We start from the raw sequence: 15,056 nt of genomic DNA, 5'->3' as shown, positions 1-15,056 counted from the left end.
ACGCTCAATGGGCTGGGCCCTTGCCGTGAGCCAGGGCGAACGGCGAACGCTCTAGCGCCGCTTGCGCGGCCTGGCGAGGCCCCGGACATTGGCGCGCACCCGCAGATGCGCGGGCTTGAGGGCGGCGGCCATGACCGCTGCCGGATCGGCGCCCGCGAGCGCCGCCTGCGTCGCCTTCACCGCTCCGGCCGCGAAGGCGCGCTGCTTCTCCACCGCGTATTCCGCGAGCCGGAGCTGCGCCGTCGCCGGGTTCATCATGAGCTGGAGGCTGCGCAGGGCGAACACCGTGCCGGCCTGCCAGGCGAAGCTCGCCGCGGAGAAGGGGGTCACAGGGCCTCCAGGACCGCCTCGGCCTTGCTCACCTCGAAGGCGCCGGGCGCCTCGACGGCGATGTGCGCCACCTTGCCGTCCTTCGCCACCAGGGCGAAGCGCTGGCAGCGGATGCCGAGGCCGCGGGCGGTCAGGTCGAGCTCCAGGCCGAGCTTGCGGGTGAACTCGGCGCTGCCGTCGGCCAGCATCGTCACCGTGTCGCCGGCGCCCTGATCCTTGGCCCAGGCGGCGAGGACGAAAGCGTCGTTCACCGCCATGCAGGCAACGAGATCCGCGCCCCTCGCCTTCAGCGCCTCGTGATGCTGCACGAAGCCGGGCAGGTGCTTGGCCGAGCAGGTCGGGGTGAAGGCCCCCGGCACGCCGAACAGGACCACCGTCTTCCCCCGGAAAAGCTCCTCCGTCGAGACCTCCTTCGGGCCGTCCGGGGTGGCCTGCATCAGCTTCGCCGAGGGAATGGGGTCGCCGACCTTGATCGTCATGGGGTGCCTCCTGACCGACCCTCCACATGTAGCCGCCGCCGCACCGGCTGTCACCGCCGCGTGCTCGGCCCTCCGCTTGCGCGCCCTGTCCCCCGCCGCCATCTTTCCGCCATGGTCAGGCTCGCGCGCGACAGGGGTGTGGCAACGCAGGAAGGCTATCTCGGCGGGCAGGTGCTGGTCGCCATGCCGGGCATGCAGGATCCGCGCTTCGCCCGCTCCGTGATCTGCCTCTGCGCCCATTCGTCGGAGGGCGCCATGGGCATCGTGGTCAACAAGGCGATCGAGTCCCTGAGCTTCGACGACCTGCTGCGCCAGCTCGGCCTCGAGCCGGTGCCGCCGCAGCGGCGCATCCGCCTGCTGCAGGGCGGGCCGGTGGAGGGCGGGCGCGGCTTCGTGCTGCACACCGCCGACTGGTCGGGGGAGGGGTCGCTGCGGGTCGCGGGCGACCTCGTGCTGACGGCGAGCCTCGACATCCTGAAGGCGATCGCCGGCGGCGGCGGGCCGCGGCGCGGCATCCTGGCGCTCGGCTACGCCGGCTGGGGACCCGGCCAGCTCGAGGAGGAGATCCAGCGCAACGCCTGGCTCTCCGTCCCGCCCGACGAGAGCCTGCTGTTCGACGAGGCGGACGAGCGCAAGTGGCACCAAGCCATGGCCAAGCTGAAGGTGGACCCGACGCTGCTCTCCGGCACGGCCGGCCACGCCTGATCCCGGACCGCGCGGCGCCGCCTCACGCCCCTCCGGCGCGGCGCGCCGCCACCAGGGCTGCCAGCGCGCCGAGGCCGCCCACCAGCATCCAGGAGGCGGTGGCGAGCCCGCTGCCGGTCTCGGTCAGCCCCGCCGCCACGGTCATCAGCGCGCCCGCCCCCATCTGCAGTGCGCCGACCATGCCGGAGGCGGTGCCGGCAAGCTGCGGGCGGACGCTGACTGCCGCGGCGATGGCGTTCGGCTGCGTCATCCCGTTGCCCACCGCGACCACCGCCATCGGCAGGAAGAAGGCCCAGAGGCTCGGGGGCAGCAGCAGCGCCGCCAGCACCGCCAGCACCCCACCCCCCAGCGTGACGAGGGTGCCGAGTTCGATCATGCGCATCACGCCGAGGCGGGCCGCGAACCGCGCCGTCATGAAGGTGCCGCTCATCCAGGAGAGGGAGATGAGCATCATCGCCGCGCCGTAGGTGGTGGCGGAGTGGCCCATGGTGCCGATCACCACCAGGGGACCGCCGGCGGCAAAGGCGAAGAAGACGCAGGTGGAGAAGGCGGTGGCGGCGGCGAAGGCGCGGAAGGAGGGCAGCCGCGCGAGCTGCGCATGGGCGCCGAGCAGTCCGGCGAGGCCGGGCAGCGGCGCCGGCCGCACCAGCGTCTCCGGCAGGCGCAGCCACAAAGCGAGGAGGAGCGGCAGGCCGAAGGCGAGGCAGGCGAGCATGCTGGCACGCCAGCCGAAGCTCTCCTCCAGCGTGCTGCCGAGAAGGGGCGCGATCATCGGCGCCACCGCCATGGCGGTGCTGACGATGCCGAGCACGCTCGCGGCCTGCTCGCGCGGATAGGAGTCGCGCACCATGGCGCGGCCGAGCACGAGGCCCGCGCAGCTTCCCACCGCCTGGGCCACGCGCGCCGCGATCAGGAACCCCGCCGAGGGGGCCAGCACCGCTGCCAGCGTGCCGAGCAGGTAGAGGAGCAGTCCTCCCAGCAGCAGCGGCCGGCGCCCGAACCGGTCCGAGAGCGGCCCGTAGACGAGCTGCCCCGCCGCCACCCCCGCCAGGTAGAGGGTCAGGGTAAGCTGCACGGTCGCGTAGGGCACGGCGAGCGCGATCGCCATCGCCGGCAGGCTTGGGATGATGATCTGCATGGTGAAGGGGCCGAGCCCCGTCATCGCCACCAGCAGGAGGATGGAGGGGCGGGGCCGCGCCGGCGAAGGAGTGGGGGAGGCCAAGGCCTGATGTTCGGCCGGAATGTCTCGCGGGCTCACGCGCCGCTTCTAGGGCGGGCTGCAGCGCCGTGCCACCGCGCCGAAGCCGCCGCGCATGTGCTGGTCGCGGGACTGCCCGGCGAGGGGCGCAACCGCGCCGGCCCGCAAGCAGCCACCTCCCCGGCAGCGAGTATCCGCCGCACCGCCACTGCGCATCGGCGTTGCCGATGCCGCGTCCGGCATCCCGGAAGCCCGCTCCCTCAGGGCAGCGGCCGCCTGCCCCGGCTTACGCCAAGCGCTTGGGCTCGCCGGAAGGCACTCATCTGGGATTCGATCAGGTGATGCCGCCTGAACGAGCCCGTCCCACAGCGGGATTCGCCAATAAAGATCGCGCATCCGCCTCCGCGGAACGGGCGCTGGAGCCGTTTTCACCCGCCCGTGCCCGCGGAAACGGCTCCAGCCTCTTGCCTGCGAAGCAGAATCGCTCTCCCGGCTGCTTCCAGCCGTCCGCGATCCGCCTTAGCGGTCCTTGTCCAGCGCCTCGCGCGCGGAGTCCTTGATGCCGCCGACGGTGTTCTGGACCTTGCCCTCGGCCTTGTCGGCCTTACCTTCGGCCTTCATCTTCTCGTCGCCGGTCAGGCTGCCGAGCCCTTCCTTCACCGCGCCCTTGACCTGCTTGCCGGCGCCTTCGATCCGGTCCTTGTCCACGTGGCTGCTCCTTGCTTCGGGCCGCGGCATTGCGGCGCGCTGAGGGAACGCCGGGGCCTCCCCCACAGTTGCCGGCGCCTCGTCCCCTTTGCGGCGGCCGGCCTCAAGGATGGCGGCAACCAGCTCCTCCGGCCGGAAGGGCTTGCGCAGAAAGCGGGCATGGCGGCCGGGACCGGTCATGTCGGGCGCCGGAGGAGCGCCGCTGATCAGGATCACCGCCACGTCGGGATGGCGGTTGCGGGCGATGTCCATCAGGTCGAAGCCGCTCAGCCCGCTGCCGAGATCGATGTCGGTGACCAGCACGTCAGGCACCTGACCGGCGCCGAGCAGGATCAGCGCGTCCTCGGCATTGGACAGCGCATCCGGCTCGATGCCCGATTCGATCAGGCTCTCGGCCAGTGCCGTGCGCAGCAGCGCATCATCCTCGATCAGCAGCACCCGCATCCGCCACCGGCCATGCCGCCCGACCAACGCTCCGCAAGGGAGCGGGTTGATGCCGGCTCCGCCTCGTCCGGGCAACCCCGCCTGCCAGGGTGGAGCGGAGTCGCGCCCCCGGCTGCTGCAGCCTTCCGCGATCCGCTCCGGGCGGGAGAATCCGGCCCGCGTCACCCTGGCGGGTTCCAGCGGCCGCGCCTATCTAGCGCACGATGTTGCGAACGATTCGTCTCTTCGCCCTGCTGCTGGCGCTGCTCCTTGGCGGGATCTGGGCCTATGCCTGGGCGACGCGGGCGCCGGGGGAGGGGCTGGCGGAGGCCTTCGCGGCCCGCCTCGCGCTGCTGTTCGGGGGCGAGATGCCGGTGCCCTCCGCGGGCGGCGGCATCCAGCTCGCCCAGGGCGTCTCCCTGGGCGGCCCCTTCAACCTGGTGGACCAGACCGGCCGCGCTGTCACCGAGCGCGACTTCGCCGGGCGCTGGATGCTGGTGTTCTTCGGCTACTCCTTCTGCCCCGACGTCTGCCCAACCGAGCTCGCCACCATGACCGCGGCGGTGGACGCCATGGGGCCGGCGGGCGAGCAGGTGGAGCCCGTCTTCATCACCGTGGATCCGGAGCGTGACACGCCCGAGCACCTCGCCAACTACGTCGCCCTGTTCCATCCGCGCCTGCGCGGGCTGACAGGCACGCCGGAGCAGATCGCCGAGGTGGCGCGGCGTTACCGGGTCTATTACGCCCGCGCCCACCGTCCGGACATGGGGGACTACCTCATGGACCATTCGAGCTTCATCTACCTTGTCGGTCCCGACGGACGGGTGCGCACCCTGTTCCGGCCGGAAGCCAAGCCGGAGGACATTGCCGCGGCGGTCGCCGCCCAGCTTCGCGGCGCGACACGCGGCGCGCGTGCGGCCAAGGAGCATTTCGCGGCTGGATAAAGGCTGTTACACTGCGAGTCGGTCGCGGCCGCGGCCCCATTCCATCGCGGCCGGGGGTCAGGCCGGGGGATGTCGGATGGCTGACGAGTTGGGCGACCAGGAGAGCCGGCGCGACGCGTCCCGCGGCATGGCGCCGCCGCGGCACAGCCGACGCCTGTCCGACAAGATCCTCATCGCCTTCCATCATGCCTGCGATCAGGGCGACTACGAGGTGGCGGAACAGCTCCTGCGCATCCTCGAGATGATGCTGACCCGCCGCCCGGTCTCGCCCGACACCAACCGGCGGCGGAACATGGAAAGCCTGGTGGCGGCGCATGAGCGGCTCTGGCACCTGCGCCACCCCGATGCGCAGGACACCTGACACCAGAGCGGAGCGCGGAAGGCTGGAAACGGCCGGGAGCATGACCCCGTCCCCGCGAAGGACGGGCTGGCGCCATCTCCGCGCGCGTGGCCGGAAGGGCGGGCTGCCGCGGCGCGCGGGGGAGGGGAGACGGTCCCTCGCCCGAGGGGCGGCGCGCCTCAGCCGAGGCCCGCGGCGCCGCGCAGCACCGCCTCCGCCTCCGGCGTGAAGCCCTGGCCGGGGCCGTGCAGCACCAGCCCCGGCTCCACCCGCGCCGGGCCGCGCCGTCCGAGCCGGCCCTGCACGATCACCCGCTTTGCCGCTTGGCCAGCCCGCGGCCACAGCGGCAGCAGCCGCGCCGCGCCGCAGCCTGCCGCCGCGAGCGCGGCAAGCCCCTGGTCGAAACGCGCCGCCGGCAGCACCAGCGTCAGGCTGCCGCCCGGCGCCAGGGCGGCGGCGAGGAAGCCCGCCCAGTCGGCCAGCGCGGCCGCCGCCTCATGCGTGGCGGCGCGGCGGCGCGCGCCAGGCGGCGCGGTGCCGCCGGGCCACCAGGGCGGGTTGGCGAAGGCATGCGCGCAGCGCGGCAGCCGGTGGGCCAGCGCGCGGTCGCGGACATCGCCCGCGATCACCTCTACCCGCCCCCCGAGACCGTTGGCGGCGGCGTTCCGCGCTGCCAGCGCGGCCAGCTCCGGATCCTGCTCCACGGCCAGGACGGACAGGCCCGGCACCCGCGCCGCCAGGCAGAGGAAGGCGGCGCCGCTGCCGCAGCCCGCCTCCAGCACCCGCTCGCCCGGTCGCGCCGGCACGGCGGCGGCGAGCAGCACCGGGTCCAGGCCGGCACGCAGCCCCTCGCGCGGCTGGCAAAGCGCCACCCGCCCGCCGAGCAGCCGGTCCTCGGTGAGGCTGAGGGGGGCGGTCAAACCGGATCCTCGCCGGCGTCGAGCAGCACGCGGCGCGCGCGCGCGGCATCCTCGGTGGCAACCGCGAGGCGCCGCGGGAAGATGCCGATACCGCCCTCGACGGCGCTGATATGCGCGTCGAGCACCACGCAGGCGATGCCCGCGTCCCGCAGCAGGGCCGCAAGGAAGCTGATGCGCACCGGGCTGGTGCTCGCCGCCACCACCTGCATGAGTGAAATCCTTGGTTTCCCTGCGCTTGCCGCCCTGTGGCCGCGTCGTTATGGTGCCGGCCTTCATGCCAGGGTCAAGCGAAGTGGATGCGCATCTGCGCGCAGGGGCCGGAACGCCGCCGACCATGCCCGCCGCCGGCGAGGACGCGCTCGATGCGCTGAACGCGCTCGTGCGCCCCGACCTCGAGGCCTGCAACCGCCTGATCGTCGAGCGGATGCAGAGCCCGGTGGCGCTGATCCCGCAGCTTGCGGCGCACATCGTCGCGGCGGGCGGCAAGCGGCTGCGCCCGCTGCTCACCCTCGCCGCCGCGCGGCTCTGCGGCTACCCCGCCGGCGGGCGGCGCCATGTCGCGCTCGCCGCCTGCGTCGAGTTCATCCACACCGCCACCCTCCTGCACGACGACGTGGTGGACGAGAGCGCGCTGCGCCGCGGCCAGGCCAGCGCCAACGCGCTGTTCGGCAACAAGGCGAGCGTGCTGGTGGGCGATTTCCTGTTCGCCCGCGCCTTCCAGCTCATGGTGGAGGACGGCTCGCTGAAGGTGCTCGCCATCCTCTCCGCGGCCGCCGCCACCATCGCGGAGGGCGAGGTGCTGCAGCTCGTCACCCAGAACGACACCGCGACCACCGAGGCGCAGTACCTGCGGGTGATCGAAGGCAAGACCGCCGCGCTCTTCGCCGCGGCGACGCGCGTCGGCGCCGTGGTGGCGGAGCGGCCGGAGACGGAGGAGGCGGCGCTCGACGCCTATGGACGCAACCTCGGCATCGCCTTCCAGCTCGTGGACGACGCGCTCGACTACGCCGCCGAGCAGGAGCGGCTGGGCAAGACGGTGGGCGACGACTTCCGGGAGGGCAAGATCACGCTGCCCGTGCTGCTCGCCTTCGCCCGCGGCGACGCGGAGGAACGCGAATTCTGGCGCCGCACCCTGGAGGCGCGCGAGCAGGGGGCGGCGGATCTGGCGCAGGCCCAGGCGCTGATGCGCCGCCACCGGGCGCTCGAGGACACGCTTGCGCGCGCCCGCGCCTATGGCGAGGCGGCCCTCTCCGCCCTCGCCGCCTTCCCCGACGGCGCGGAGAGGCGCGCGCTCGCCGGCATCGTCGCCTTCTGCGTGGACCGGGCGCGCTGAGGCGCCGGGGCCGTTTCCGCCCGGCCCAGCCCGCGGCGGCTTCGGCGCCTTGCAGCATGGTCCGTTCGCCCAGGCTCACGACAAAGGCTCCGGCTCGTTGAGTGCGCGAGCCGCTTCACCCGTTCAGGCGAATCCACCCGAACGGGATCCGCTCTGGAGCGGGGTCCGCGCCTCCCGCCGGTGCGGGCCCTCGGCGATCCGCTCCGGCCCGCTCGCCGGCAGCCCGGCCGCCGCCGCCACCGCCAGGAGCTGCGCGCCCACCCACCATTCCTGCCAGGCGCCGAAGCTGAGCAGGGCGGTGACGAGGCCGCTCGCCAGCATCGCCGCCGCCACGCCGGGCCGGGGCGCGCGCGCGGCGGCGAGGCCGAGCAGCGCCACCAGCAGCGCCCCCAGCGCCGCCCCCGGCAGGCCGAGCTCCAGCCACAATTGCAGCGCGCCGTTGTGGGGATGCAGCGGCAGCATCTGCGCCTGCGCCAGCCAGGGCTCCACCCCGGGATGGGTCAGGCCGAAGCGGGCCAGCCGCGCCTCGCCGGCGGGCAGGTCGTGGCCGGGAATGGCACGGCTCGCCTCCATCCCCCAGCCGGCCAGCGGCCGCTCGGCGATGCGCGCGGCGGTGAAGTCCCAGATCATCAGGCGGTGCGCCGCCGAGGCCGGCAGGTCGCCGGCCGGCACCCCTCGCGCCAGCACCGGGCCGAGGAGCAGCGGCATCAGCAGGACCGCCGCCGCGGCGGCGAGGCCGAGCGCGCGCACGCCATGGCGCGGCGCCAGCCAGGCGAGGCTCGCCGCGACGCCGGCCGCCAGCACGGCGAGCTTCGGGGACTCCCCCGGCAGCGCCAGCAGCACCAGCGCCCCCGCGGCGAGGATCGCGCCGCGCAGCCAGCGCGGCAGCGGCGCCGCCGCGACCAGGGGCAGCCACAGCGCCATGGCCGAGGCCGCCGGCTTGAGTCCGTAGGCGAGGGTGGGCGGCACCTCGCTCAGCCCGCGCACGCCGGCGCGCAACGCATGGCCCGTCGCTGCGTCGAACGCCGCCGCCGCAAGCCCGAGCCCGAGCCCGAGCGCGGCGAGGCGCATCAGCCGCGCCCGCGCTGCCGCCTCCGCCGCCGCCACGGCGCGGGCGGCGGCGGCGCCGAGGGCCATGAAGCCGCCGATCTGGGCCGAGGTGAGGAGGGCGCGCGGCGGCTCCGGTGCCCAGGCCGCGGTCACGGCGGCCCAGGCGAGGAGCGCGAGCGCGGCCCAGAAGGCGGCGCCCTCCGGCCAGGGCCAGGCGCCGTGGCGGCGGCGGTGCAGCAGCACCGCGGCGAGCAGCGCGGCGGTGGCGATCGGCGCCAGCGCCTTGGATTGCAGCACCACCGCGACCGGCGCGAGGGCCAGCGCGACGCCGAGCGGCAGCGCGGGGTCGCCGCCGCCCGGCCGTGCCGGGACCGGCGCGGTCAAACCGCGGCGATGCGCTCGCGCCGCAGCTCCACCGCCAGCGCGTCGAGCGCGGCGCCGAAGCGGTCGAGCATGGCGTCGATCTCGGCCTCGGTGATGATCAGGGGCGGGGAGAAGCCGATGCTGTCGTTCACCATGGCGCGCAGGATCACGCCGTGCTGCTCGCCGAGCTTCGCCAGCCGCGGCCCGACCTTCCTCGCAGGGTCGAAGTTCTTCCGCGTCGCCTTGTCCTCCACCAGCTCGACGCCGGCGACCAGGCCGACGCCGCGCACCTCGCCGACCAGCGGGTGGCCGGCGAAGCGCTCGCGGAGCTGCGCCTGCATGTACGGCCCGACGCGGCGGACGTGGGAGAGGATGTCCATCTCGTCGTAGATCTTCAGCGTCTCGATCGCGACCGCCGCCGGCACCGGGTGGCCGGAATAGGTGAAGCCGTGGCCCCAGGTGCCGATGCTGCTCGACCCCTCGGCGATGCCCTGGAACACCCGCTCGTTCACCATCACCGCCGAGATCGGCAGGAAGGAGGCGGAGAGCGCCTTGGCGCAGACCACGATGTCGGGCTGGATGCCGAAGGTCTGGCTGCCCCAGTAGCTGCCGGTGCGGAAGAAGCCGGCGATCACCTCGTCGGCGCAGAACAGGATGTCGTGCCTCTTCAGCACCGCCTGCACCTTCTCGAAGTAGGTGGCGGGCGGAATGATGACGCCGCCCGCGCCCATGAAGGGCTCGGCGTAGAAGGCGGCGATGGTCTCCGGCCCCTCGCGCTCGATCACCTGCTCCAGCTCCTCGGCGAGGCGGGTGGCGAACTCCTCCTCGGACTCGCCGGGGCGGGCGCCGTGGTAGTGGTGCGGCGTCGAGACGTGGATGAAGCCCGGCAGCGGCAGGTCGAACAGCTTGTGGTTCGCCGGCAGGCCGGTGAGCGAGGCGGCGGCGACGGTGATGCCGTGATAGCCCTTCAGCCGGGCGATGATCTTCTTCTTCCGCGGCTTGCCGATGGCGTTGTGCATGTACCACAGCATCTTGACGACGCTGTCGTTGGCCTCGGAGCCGCTGTTGGCGAAGAACACCTTGCTCATCGGCGCCGGCGCGCGCTCGACCAGCATCTCGGCCAGGTCCACCAGCGGCTCGTGCGACTTGGCGGTGAAGCTGTGGTAGAAGGGCAGCCGGCGCATCTGCCGCGTCGCCGCCTCCACCAGCCGCTCGTTGTCGAAGCCGAGAGAGGCGCACCAGAGGCCGGCCACCGCCTCGATGTACTCCTTGCCCTGGTCGTCGAACACCCGCACCCCCTTGCCGCGGCTGATCACCAGCGGGCCGTGCTGCAGATGCGCCTTGTGGTCCGTGTAGGGATGCAGCGCATAGGCGATGTCGCGCGCGGCGGTGGAATTGCGGGGCGGGGACATGGCGGGTTCTCCTCGGCTCTCTCGCGCAGTCTAGCGCGTGATCCGCGAAGGCGGAATCGCCGCGGCGGTCGTCCAACGAGGGGCGGGAGTGAGTTCACCTTCGCGGATCACGCCGGGGGGTGCCGCCCGCGCGCGGTCCTTCAGAAGAGGCGGAAGGAGCGCTGGATGCCGAGGATGATGCGGGCATCGGGCGAGTCGTCGCCGATGCCGAAGCCGACGCCGGCGCTGAGGATGAAGCCCTCGGCGACCCTGTGGCGCGCGCCCACCTCGATCAGGTTCGACTCCCGGCCGCGCCGGCGCTCCTCCTCGCGGAGGAAGCCCAGGAGCAGCGTCGTGTTACGGCCGACCGGATGGCTGTAGCCGATCGCGGCGATGGCGCGGTTCCCGCGTTCGTCCGGCGCTCCGTCGATCATGTGTCGCCAGGCGATGTTCAGGTGCAGCGCCGGCCCCGCGGTGCCGCGCGCCGTCAGCGGCCTGGTCGCGAGCAGCGCCAGGGTCGTCTCCGTGCCTGCGCGCGGGCCGAGCGGGAACAGCGCCCCGCCCTCGATGGCGAGCGCGGGGAAGAGGGCGCCGCGCGCATCCGAGAGCTGGTACCCAGCGCGCCCACCTCCACATCACCCTGGTCCGTGCCGGCCGCGTTCCCCAGGCGGTACGGGACCCCGACCGAGAGCTGCAGGCCGGGAAAGGCGCCGAGCTTGATCCTCGGGCGAGGTTCGAACAGGTCGTTGCCCCCTTGCGTCCGGTCCCAGCGGAAGGCGGCCTCGAGCTCCACCTGGCCGAAGCGCGTCGGGTAGGCGTCCTGGATGGTGAGCGGCTGGAACGAGCTCAGCCGCTCGGGCTCCGCCGCGCGGGCCGGAGCCGCCATGCAGGCGAGCAGGCCGCCGCCGAGAAGGATCGGCGCCCGGAGGAAAATCCGGCTCCCGGCCTGTCCGCGCCTGGGGTGCCGTGGCTTCGGAGGGAACCTTCCGGCGCCCCTCGGCGCCGACCGCCGCGACTGCCGTCTCATCGCACGGCACCGCTATCGACAACGCCGGGGATGGGCGTGGTCGGCCAGGGGAAGGCGCCTCTGAGGGCGTCCACGCCCTCCTGCGGGCGCGCCGCGTTCAGGAAGTGCTGGCGCGCCCGCCGCCGGTCCTCCGTGCTGATGCCCATGCGCCGGTCGCGGTCCTCGACCAGGCCGGGCCGGGCCTCGCCGTCGCGGTTGAAGGACCAGGCGAGCATCGGCTCGCCGAAGGGCAGGCGGTCGCCGCGATCCGTGCTCCAGACGTGCCAGGTCTTGCCGTAGCTGTTCAGCTTGGAGCGCATCAGCTCCGCATCGGCCGCGTCGGTCAGTCCCGGGGCGACGAGCTGGCCCGACAGGATCTCTCCGTTGTGGGGATGCCAGTAGCGCCGCTCCGCCGGAGGAAGCTGCTGGAACAGGCGCTCGGAGATGATGAACTCGATGCCCGTCAGGTTGGCATCCGGCGTGTTCCCATCGTAGAGGGCGCACTGCGCGAAGTCCTCGTTCACCTGACGACAGAAATGATGCGCCTCCATCTGGTGCGTCGGATCGTGCCTCATGGGGTGGAAGCCGACGATGTAGATGTCGAGCGTCTGCGGGGGCGGGGTACGCTGCAGGACACGCGCGCCCGCCTCCAGCGCGCGGGTGCTCAGCCGCTTCGGGCTCCCCTCGGGCCGCACCGCCGGGGCGGTCTCGCCCGCCGGGCGGACGGTTTGGCCGGTCTCGCCGGCGCCGGTGCAGGCGCCGAGCAGGAGCGCGCCCAGCATCGCCGGCGCGACGCGGGCAGGGCAGGAATTCCGTCGTGTCCTCATGACACCCCCGATGGCGGGGCGCGGGGACCCGGCCTTCGAGGTCGCAGCCACCACCTTCCAGCCTCCGAACGGGCGAGCGCCTCACCGGCGTTCTTCACAAGAAGGAAAGCGGCCGCGCCGCCGCTGCGCCGGAACGGCGCGCCCCGGCCGCCGGGGCCGCGGCGGGATCCGCAAGGCACCGTGCCACGAGCAGCGCCCGGCCGGGTGTGGCCCGGAGCCGTTTCCGCGGAGGCGGGATCGCCAGCGCGGTGACTCGCTCGCCCGGCGGGGCGTGATCCGCCGGGCGGATCATGCCGCGGGCCGGCGCCGGGCGCCGCCTCCGCCTCGCCATCCGTCGCGAAGGCCGCGGGGGCCGGCTCGCCGCCGGCGCTCTCCGGCCGAGGCGCCGGCGGGGCCTACCCGTTCGCCAGCGCCGCCAGGGTGCGGGCCAGCACCCGCGCCCCCGCCGCCAGCGCCGCCGGCTCCGCGTATTCGCTCGGGTGGTGGGAGACGCCGCCGCGGCAGGGCACGAAGATCATGCCCGTCGGGCAGACCGGCACCAGGAATTGCGCGTCGTGGAAGGCGCCGGAGGGCATGCGCAGGGCGCGCAGCCCCTCGGCGGCGGCGGCGCGTTCCACCGCCTCCGGCACCAGGGGCTGGAACGCCACCGGCGTGGCGTGGAAGCGCTCCGTCACCTCCGCGGTGCAGGCGCGGAGCGCCGCCTGGACCACGCCGCGCACGGCGTCGCCGCGGGCCTGCAGCACCGCATTGTCCGGGTGGCGGAAATCGATGGTGAAGCGCGCCCGGGCGGCGACGCTGTTCGAGGTGTTGGGCGAGACCTCGACGCTGCCGACGGTGAAGCGCAGCACGTCCTCGGGGTCGTGCATCAGCGCGTTCAGCGCCGTGATGGCGCGCAGCATGTCCTGCACCGCGTCGCGGCGCAGCGACAGCGGCGCGGTGCCGGCGTGGTCGGTCTTGCCGGCGACCTCCACCACGAACCAGCGGCTGCCCTGGATGCCGGTGACGACGCCGATGTCGTGCCCCTCCGCCTCCAGCCGCGGCCCCTGCTCGATATGCGCCTCGACATAGGCGAAGGGGGCGGGGCCCTCCGCCACCCCGAGGGGGCGGCGGGGGATGTCGGCCTCCTCCGCCAGGTGCTCGCGCAGCGCATCGGCGAAGCGGGTGCCCTCCCGGTCGGTCACCGCATCCCAGGCGTCGCGGGGCCGGAAGCCGGCATAGGCCATGCTGCCCATGCAGCCGGGGGCGAAGCGGCCGCCCTCCTCGTTGGTCCAGGCGACGATCTCGATCGGGCGGCGGGGCGTCACCCCGGCCTCGCGCAGCGCCTGCACCGCCTCGAGCCCCGCGATCACGCCCCAGATGCCGTCGAAGCGGCCGCCATTGGGCTGGGTGTCCATGTGGCTGCCGGTCAGCACCGGGGCGAGGGCGGGGTCGGTGCCCTCCAGCCGCAGGAACAGGTTGCCGAGCGCGTCCACCGAGGGGGCGAGCCCGAGCGGGGCGGCCCAGGAGAGCAGCAGCCGCCTCGCCTCGCGGTCCAGCGGCGTGAGGCAGGCACGGTTGACGCCCCGATGCCCGTCCGGATCGGTGAAGCCGCCGATCGCCGCCATGGCCATCAGCCGCTCCCACTGGCGCCGCTCGCTCACCGCGGCCGCCGCCTTCGACGCCTCGTCCATCGCCCGCTCCCCTGGTTCCGCCCCGCTTCTTCGGGGGGTTCCCGACCGAAATCAATCGGTCCACGGCCCGGCTCCGCGCGCACAACCGGGCAGGCCGCCGGGCGTTGGTCCGGCGCGACCGGCCTGAAGAGCGGGGATGGCGGAGCGGGCGAACCTCTTCCTCAACGCGGTGAAGCACGGCGAGGCGCAGACGGTGCGGCGCCTGCTGGCGGAGGATCCGAGCCTCGTGGGGCTTTCCCATGACGATGGCAGCTCGCCCCTGGCGCTGGCGGCGCGGACCGGCCGGCTGGAGGTGCTGCAGGCGCTGCTCGAGGCCGGGGCGGCGCGCCGGCCGGAGGGCGATCCCGCCGGCCCGCCGACGGCGCTGATGCAGGCGGCTGCCGCCGGCCAGGCGGAGGCGGTCTCGCTGCTGCTGCGGCACGGCGCCGACCCGGCGCTGCGCGACCGCGACGGCCGGACCGCCGCCGACCATGCGCGGGAGGGTGGCCATGACGACCTTGCCGCGCGTCTCGCCTCGGCCGGTTCCGGAGGCGCCCCGCCCCGCGGGGGCACCGGCGGCTGAGGGGGGGCGGGGAACGCCTGCGCGCCTGCCGCGCTGAGGCGGCGGACCGGCAGGAGAGGCGGACGGACGGATGACGCGCGTTCTGGTGCTGTATTATTCCATGTACGGCCATGTGGAGGCCCTGGCCAGGGAGGTGGCGGCGGGGGTGCGGGAGGCCGGCGCCGAGGCGGTCGTCAAGCGGGTGCCCGAACTCGCGCCGCGGGAGGTGCTGGAGAAGGCGGGCGCGAAGCTCGACCAGGCGGCCCCGGTGGCGGAGCCGGATGAGCTGGACCGTTACGACGCGATCATCGTAGGCTGCCCGACGCGCTACGGACGGATGGCGGCGCAGATGTCGCAGTTCTGGGATCGGACCGGCGGGCTCTGGGCGCGCGGCGCGCTGATCGGGAAGGTGGGCAGCGCCTTCACCTCCACCGCGAGCCAGCATGGCGGGCAGGAGACGACGCTGCTCTCCATCCACACCATGCTGTTCCACCACGGCATGGTGCTGGTCGGCCTGCCCTACAGCGCCGAGGGGCTGACCCGGCTGGACGAGGTCACCGGCGGCACGCCCTATGGCGCGACGACCATCGCGGGCGGGAAGGGGGAGCGGCAGCCCTCGGAGAACGAAAGGACGCTGGCCCGTTTCCAGGGGCGGCACGTGGCCGGGATCGCGGCGCGCCTGACGGGGTGACCCTCCGCCCGCGGGGCGGCGGCCGGGGCGCGATGCGCCCCGCGCAACCCCCTCGTGCGGCTTCGCACTTGCAAAATCCGGCCGGATTGCGCATCTGTCCCCCGGAACCAGCGACAAGCTTCAGGAACCCAGTGTGC

Annotated in this window: 17 protein-coding genes; 6 read left to right on the top strand and 11 right to left on the bottom strand. The window is 74.1% G+C overall.

Going from position 1 to position 15,056, the window contains the following annotated elements; translation table 11 throughout:
• Positions 1-51: 51 nt before the first annotated feature.
• Together ET526_RS07730 and ET526_RS07725 are read right to left on the bottom strand one after the other, a co-directional pair.
• Positions 52-330: a hypothetical protein gene (locus ET526_RS07730; RefSeq protein ID WP_135467113.1), complete on the bottom strand. Its 279-nt coding sequence runs from the start codon at positions 328-330 to the stop codon at positions 52-54.
• Positions 327-809, bottom strand: coding sequence for a peroxiredoxin (locus tag ET526_RS07725; protein ID WP_135467112.1), 483 nt, complete (start codon positions 807-809; stop codon positions 327-329). The genes ET526_RS07730 and ET526_RS07725 overlap by 4 nt, the downstream gene beginning before the upstream one ends.
• A 138-nt stretch (positions 810-947) precedes the next feature.
• Between ET526_RS07725 and ET526_RS07720 the strand changes: the two genes are divergently transcribed.
• Entirely contained in the window at positions 948-1,514 is a 567-nt protein-coding gene (locus ET526_RS07720; RefSeq protein WP_275668633.1) for a YqgE/AlgH family protein, read from the top strand.
• A 22-nt stretch (positions 1,515-1,536) separates the two neighbouring features.
• Here the strand turns inward: ET526_RS07720 and ET526_RS07715 are convergent, their stop codons facing one another.
• Together ET526_RS07715 and ET526_RS22520 are read right to left on the bottom strand one after the other, a co-directional pair.
• Entirely contained in the window at positions 1,537-2,772 is a 1,236-nt protein-coding gene (locus ET526_RS07715) for a multidrug effflux MFS transporter (protein WP_135467110.1), read from the bottom strand.
• Between the two features lie 459 nt (positions 2,773-3,231).
• Positions 3,232-3,858, bottom strand: a complete 627-nt coding sequence (locus tag ET526_RS22520; RefSeq protein ID WP_158295522.1) for a CsbD family protein — start codon at positions 3,856-3,858, stop codon at positions 3,232-3,234.
• Between the two features lie 209 nt (positions 3,859-4,067).
• On the opposite strand from ET526_RS22520, the gene ET526_RS07705 reads away from it, so the two are divergent.
• Positions 4,068-4,787 (top strand): SCO family protein, encoded by a 720-nt coding sequence (locus ET526_RS07705; protein ID WP_135467108.1) that lies wholly within the window; start codon positions 4,068-4,070, stop codon positions 4,785-4,787.
• Positions 4,788-4,863: 76 nt separating this feature from the next.
• Complete coding sequence (locus ET526_RS07700) at positions 4,864-5,148, top strand: hypothetical protein (protein WP_135467107.1); 285 nt, start codon at positions 4,864-4,866, stop codon at positions 5,146-5,148.
• Between the two features lie 158 nt (positions 5,149-5,306).
• Here ET526_RS07700 and ET526_RS07695 read toward each other — a convergent pair whose 3' ends face one another.
• Positions 5,307-6,047, bottom strand: a complete 741-nt coding sequence (locus ET526_RS07695; protein WP_204623533.1) for a tRNA1(Val) (adenine(37)-N6)-methyltransferase — start codon at positions 6,045-6,047, stop codon at positions 5,307-5,309.
• Complete coding sequence (locus tag ET526_RS21675) at positions 6,044-6,256, bottom strand: putative signal transducing protein (RefSeq protein WP_204623532.1); 213 nt, start codon at positions 6,254-6,256, stop codon at positions 6,044-6,046. The genes ET526_RS07695 and ET526_RS21675 overlap by 4 nt, the downstream gene beginning before the upstream one ends.
• A 125-nt stretch (positions 6,257-6,381) precedes the next feature.
• Here ET526_RS21675 and ET526_RS07690 point away from each other — a divergent pair, with 125 nt between their 5' ends.
• Entirely contained in the window at positions 6,382-7,380 is a 999-nt protein-coding gene (locus ET526_RS07690; RefSeq protein ID WP_192898670.1) for a polyprenyl synthetase family protein, read from the top strand.
• 123 nt (positions 7,381-7,503) lie between these two features.
• Here the strand turns inward: ET526_RS07690 and ET526_RS07685 are convergent, their stop codons facing one another.
• The 5 genes from ET526_RS07685 to ET526_RS07665 form a co-directional block, all read right to left on the bottom strand.
• Complete coding sequence (locus ET526_RS07685) at positions 7,504-8,814, bottom strand: O-antigen ligase family protein (RefSeq protein ID WP_135467104.1); 1,311 nt, start codon at positions 8,812-8,814, stop codon at positions 7,504-7,506.
• On the bottom strand, positions 8,811-10,205 hold the full coding sequence (locus tag ET526_RS07680; RefSeq protein WP_135467103.1) for an aspartate aminotransferase family protein: 1,395 nt from the start codon (positions 10,203-10,205) through the stop codon (positions 8,811-8,813). Before ET526_RS07680 ends, ET526_RS07685 begins: the two co-directional genes overlap by 4 nt.
• A 140-nt stretch (positions 10,206-10,345) precedes the next feature.
• Positions 10,346-10,618: a hypothetical protein gene (locus ET526_RS07675; RefSeq protein ID WP_135467102.1), complete on the bottom strand. Its 273-nt coding sequence runs from the start codon at positions 10,616-10,618 to the stop codon at positions 10,346-10,348.
• A gap of 589 nt (positions 10,619-11,207) precedes the next feature.
• Positions 11,208-12,017 (bottom strand): OBAP family protein, encoded by an 810-nt coding sequence (locus ET526_RS07670; RefSeq protein ID WP_240048304.1) that lies wholly within the window; start codon positions 12,015-12,017, stop codon positions 11,208-11,210.
• A gap of 395 nt (positions 12,018-12,412) precedes the next feature.
• A complete protein-coding gene (locus ET526_RS07665) occupies positions 12,413-13,687 on the bottom strand; it encodes a hydantoinase/carbamoylase family amidase (RefSeq protein ID WP_135467101.1) in 1,275 nt (424 codons plus the stop codon).
• 136 nt (positions 13,688-13,823) lie between these two features.
• Between ET526_RS07665 and ET526_RS07660 the strand changes: the two genes are divergently transcribed.
• Complete coding sequence (locus tag ET526_RS07660; protein ID WP_135467100.1) at positions 13,824-14,249, top strand: ankyrin repeat domain-containing protein; 426 nt, start codon at positions 13,824-13,826, stop codon at positions 14,247-14,249.
• A 70-nt stretch (positions 14,250-14,319) separates the two neighbouring features.
• Positions 14,320-14,919: an NAD(P)H:quinone oxidoreductase gene (gene wrbA, locus ET526_RS07655; RefSeq protein WP_135467099.1), complete on the top strand. Its 600-nt coding sequence runs from the start codon at positions 14,320-14,322 to the stop codon at positions 14,917-14,919.
• Positions 14,920-15,056: the final 137 nt, after the last annotated feature.

Origin of the sequence: Crenalkalicoccus roseus, assembly GCF_004761865.1 — a bacterium.
GTDB classification, from domain to species: domain Bacteria; phylum Pseudomonadota; class Alphaproteobacteria; order Acetobacterales; family Acetobacteraceae; genus Crenalkalicoccus; species Crenalkalicoccus roseus.
This window is presented reverse-complemented; position numbering and strand designations above follow the sequence as displayed.

Excerpts from the sequence above, each read along its gene's own strand:
- ET526_RS07725 (WP_135467112.1), bottom strand. The coding sequence starts at position 809 with ATGACGATCAAGGTCGGCGACCCCATTCCCTCGGCGAAGCTGATGCAG.
- ET526_RS07705 (WP_135467108.1), top strand. The coding sequence starts at position 4,068 with ATGTTGCGAACGATTCGTCTCTTCGCCCTGCTGCTGGCGCTGCTCCTT.
- ET526_RS07700 (WP_135467107.1), top strand. The coding sequence starts at position 4,864 with ATGGCTGACGAGTTGGGCGACCAGGAGAGCCGGCGCGACGCGTCCCGC.
- ET526_RS21675 (WP_204623532.1), bottom strand. The coding sequence starts at position 6,256 with ATGCAGGTGGTGGCGGCGAGCACCAGCCCGGTGCGCATCAGCTTCCTT.
- ET526_RS07690 (WP_192898670.1), top strand. The coding sequence starts at position 6,382 with ATGCCCGCCGCCGGCGAGGACGCGCTCGATGCGCTGAACGCGCTCGTG.
- ET526_RS07680 (WP_135467103.1), bottom strand. The coding sequence starts at position 10,205 with ATGTCCCCGCCCCGCAATTCCACCGCCGCGCGCGACATCGCCTATGCG.
- ET526_RS07675 (WP_135467102.1), bottom strand. The coding sequence starts at position 10,618 with ATGATCGACGGAGCGCCGGACGAACGCGGGAACCGCGCCATCGCCGCG.
- ET526_RS07670 (WP_240048304.1), bottom strand. The coding sequence starts at position 12,017 with ATGAGGACACGACGGAATTCCTGCCCTGCCCGCGTCGCGCCGGCGATG.
- ET526_RS07665 (WP_135467101.1), bottom strand. The coding sequence starts at position 13,687 with ATGGACGAGGCGTCGAAGGCGGCGGCCGCGGTGAGCGAGCGGCGCCAG.
- ET526_RS07660 (WP_135467100.1), top strand. The coding sequence starts at position 13,824 with ATGGCGGAGCGGGCGAACCTCTTCCTCAACGCGGTGAAGCACGGCGAG.
- wrbA (WP_135467099.1), top strand. The coding sequence starts at position 14,320 with ATGACGCGCGTTCTGGTGCTGTATTATTCCATGTACGGCCATGTGGAG.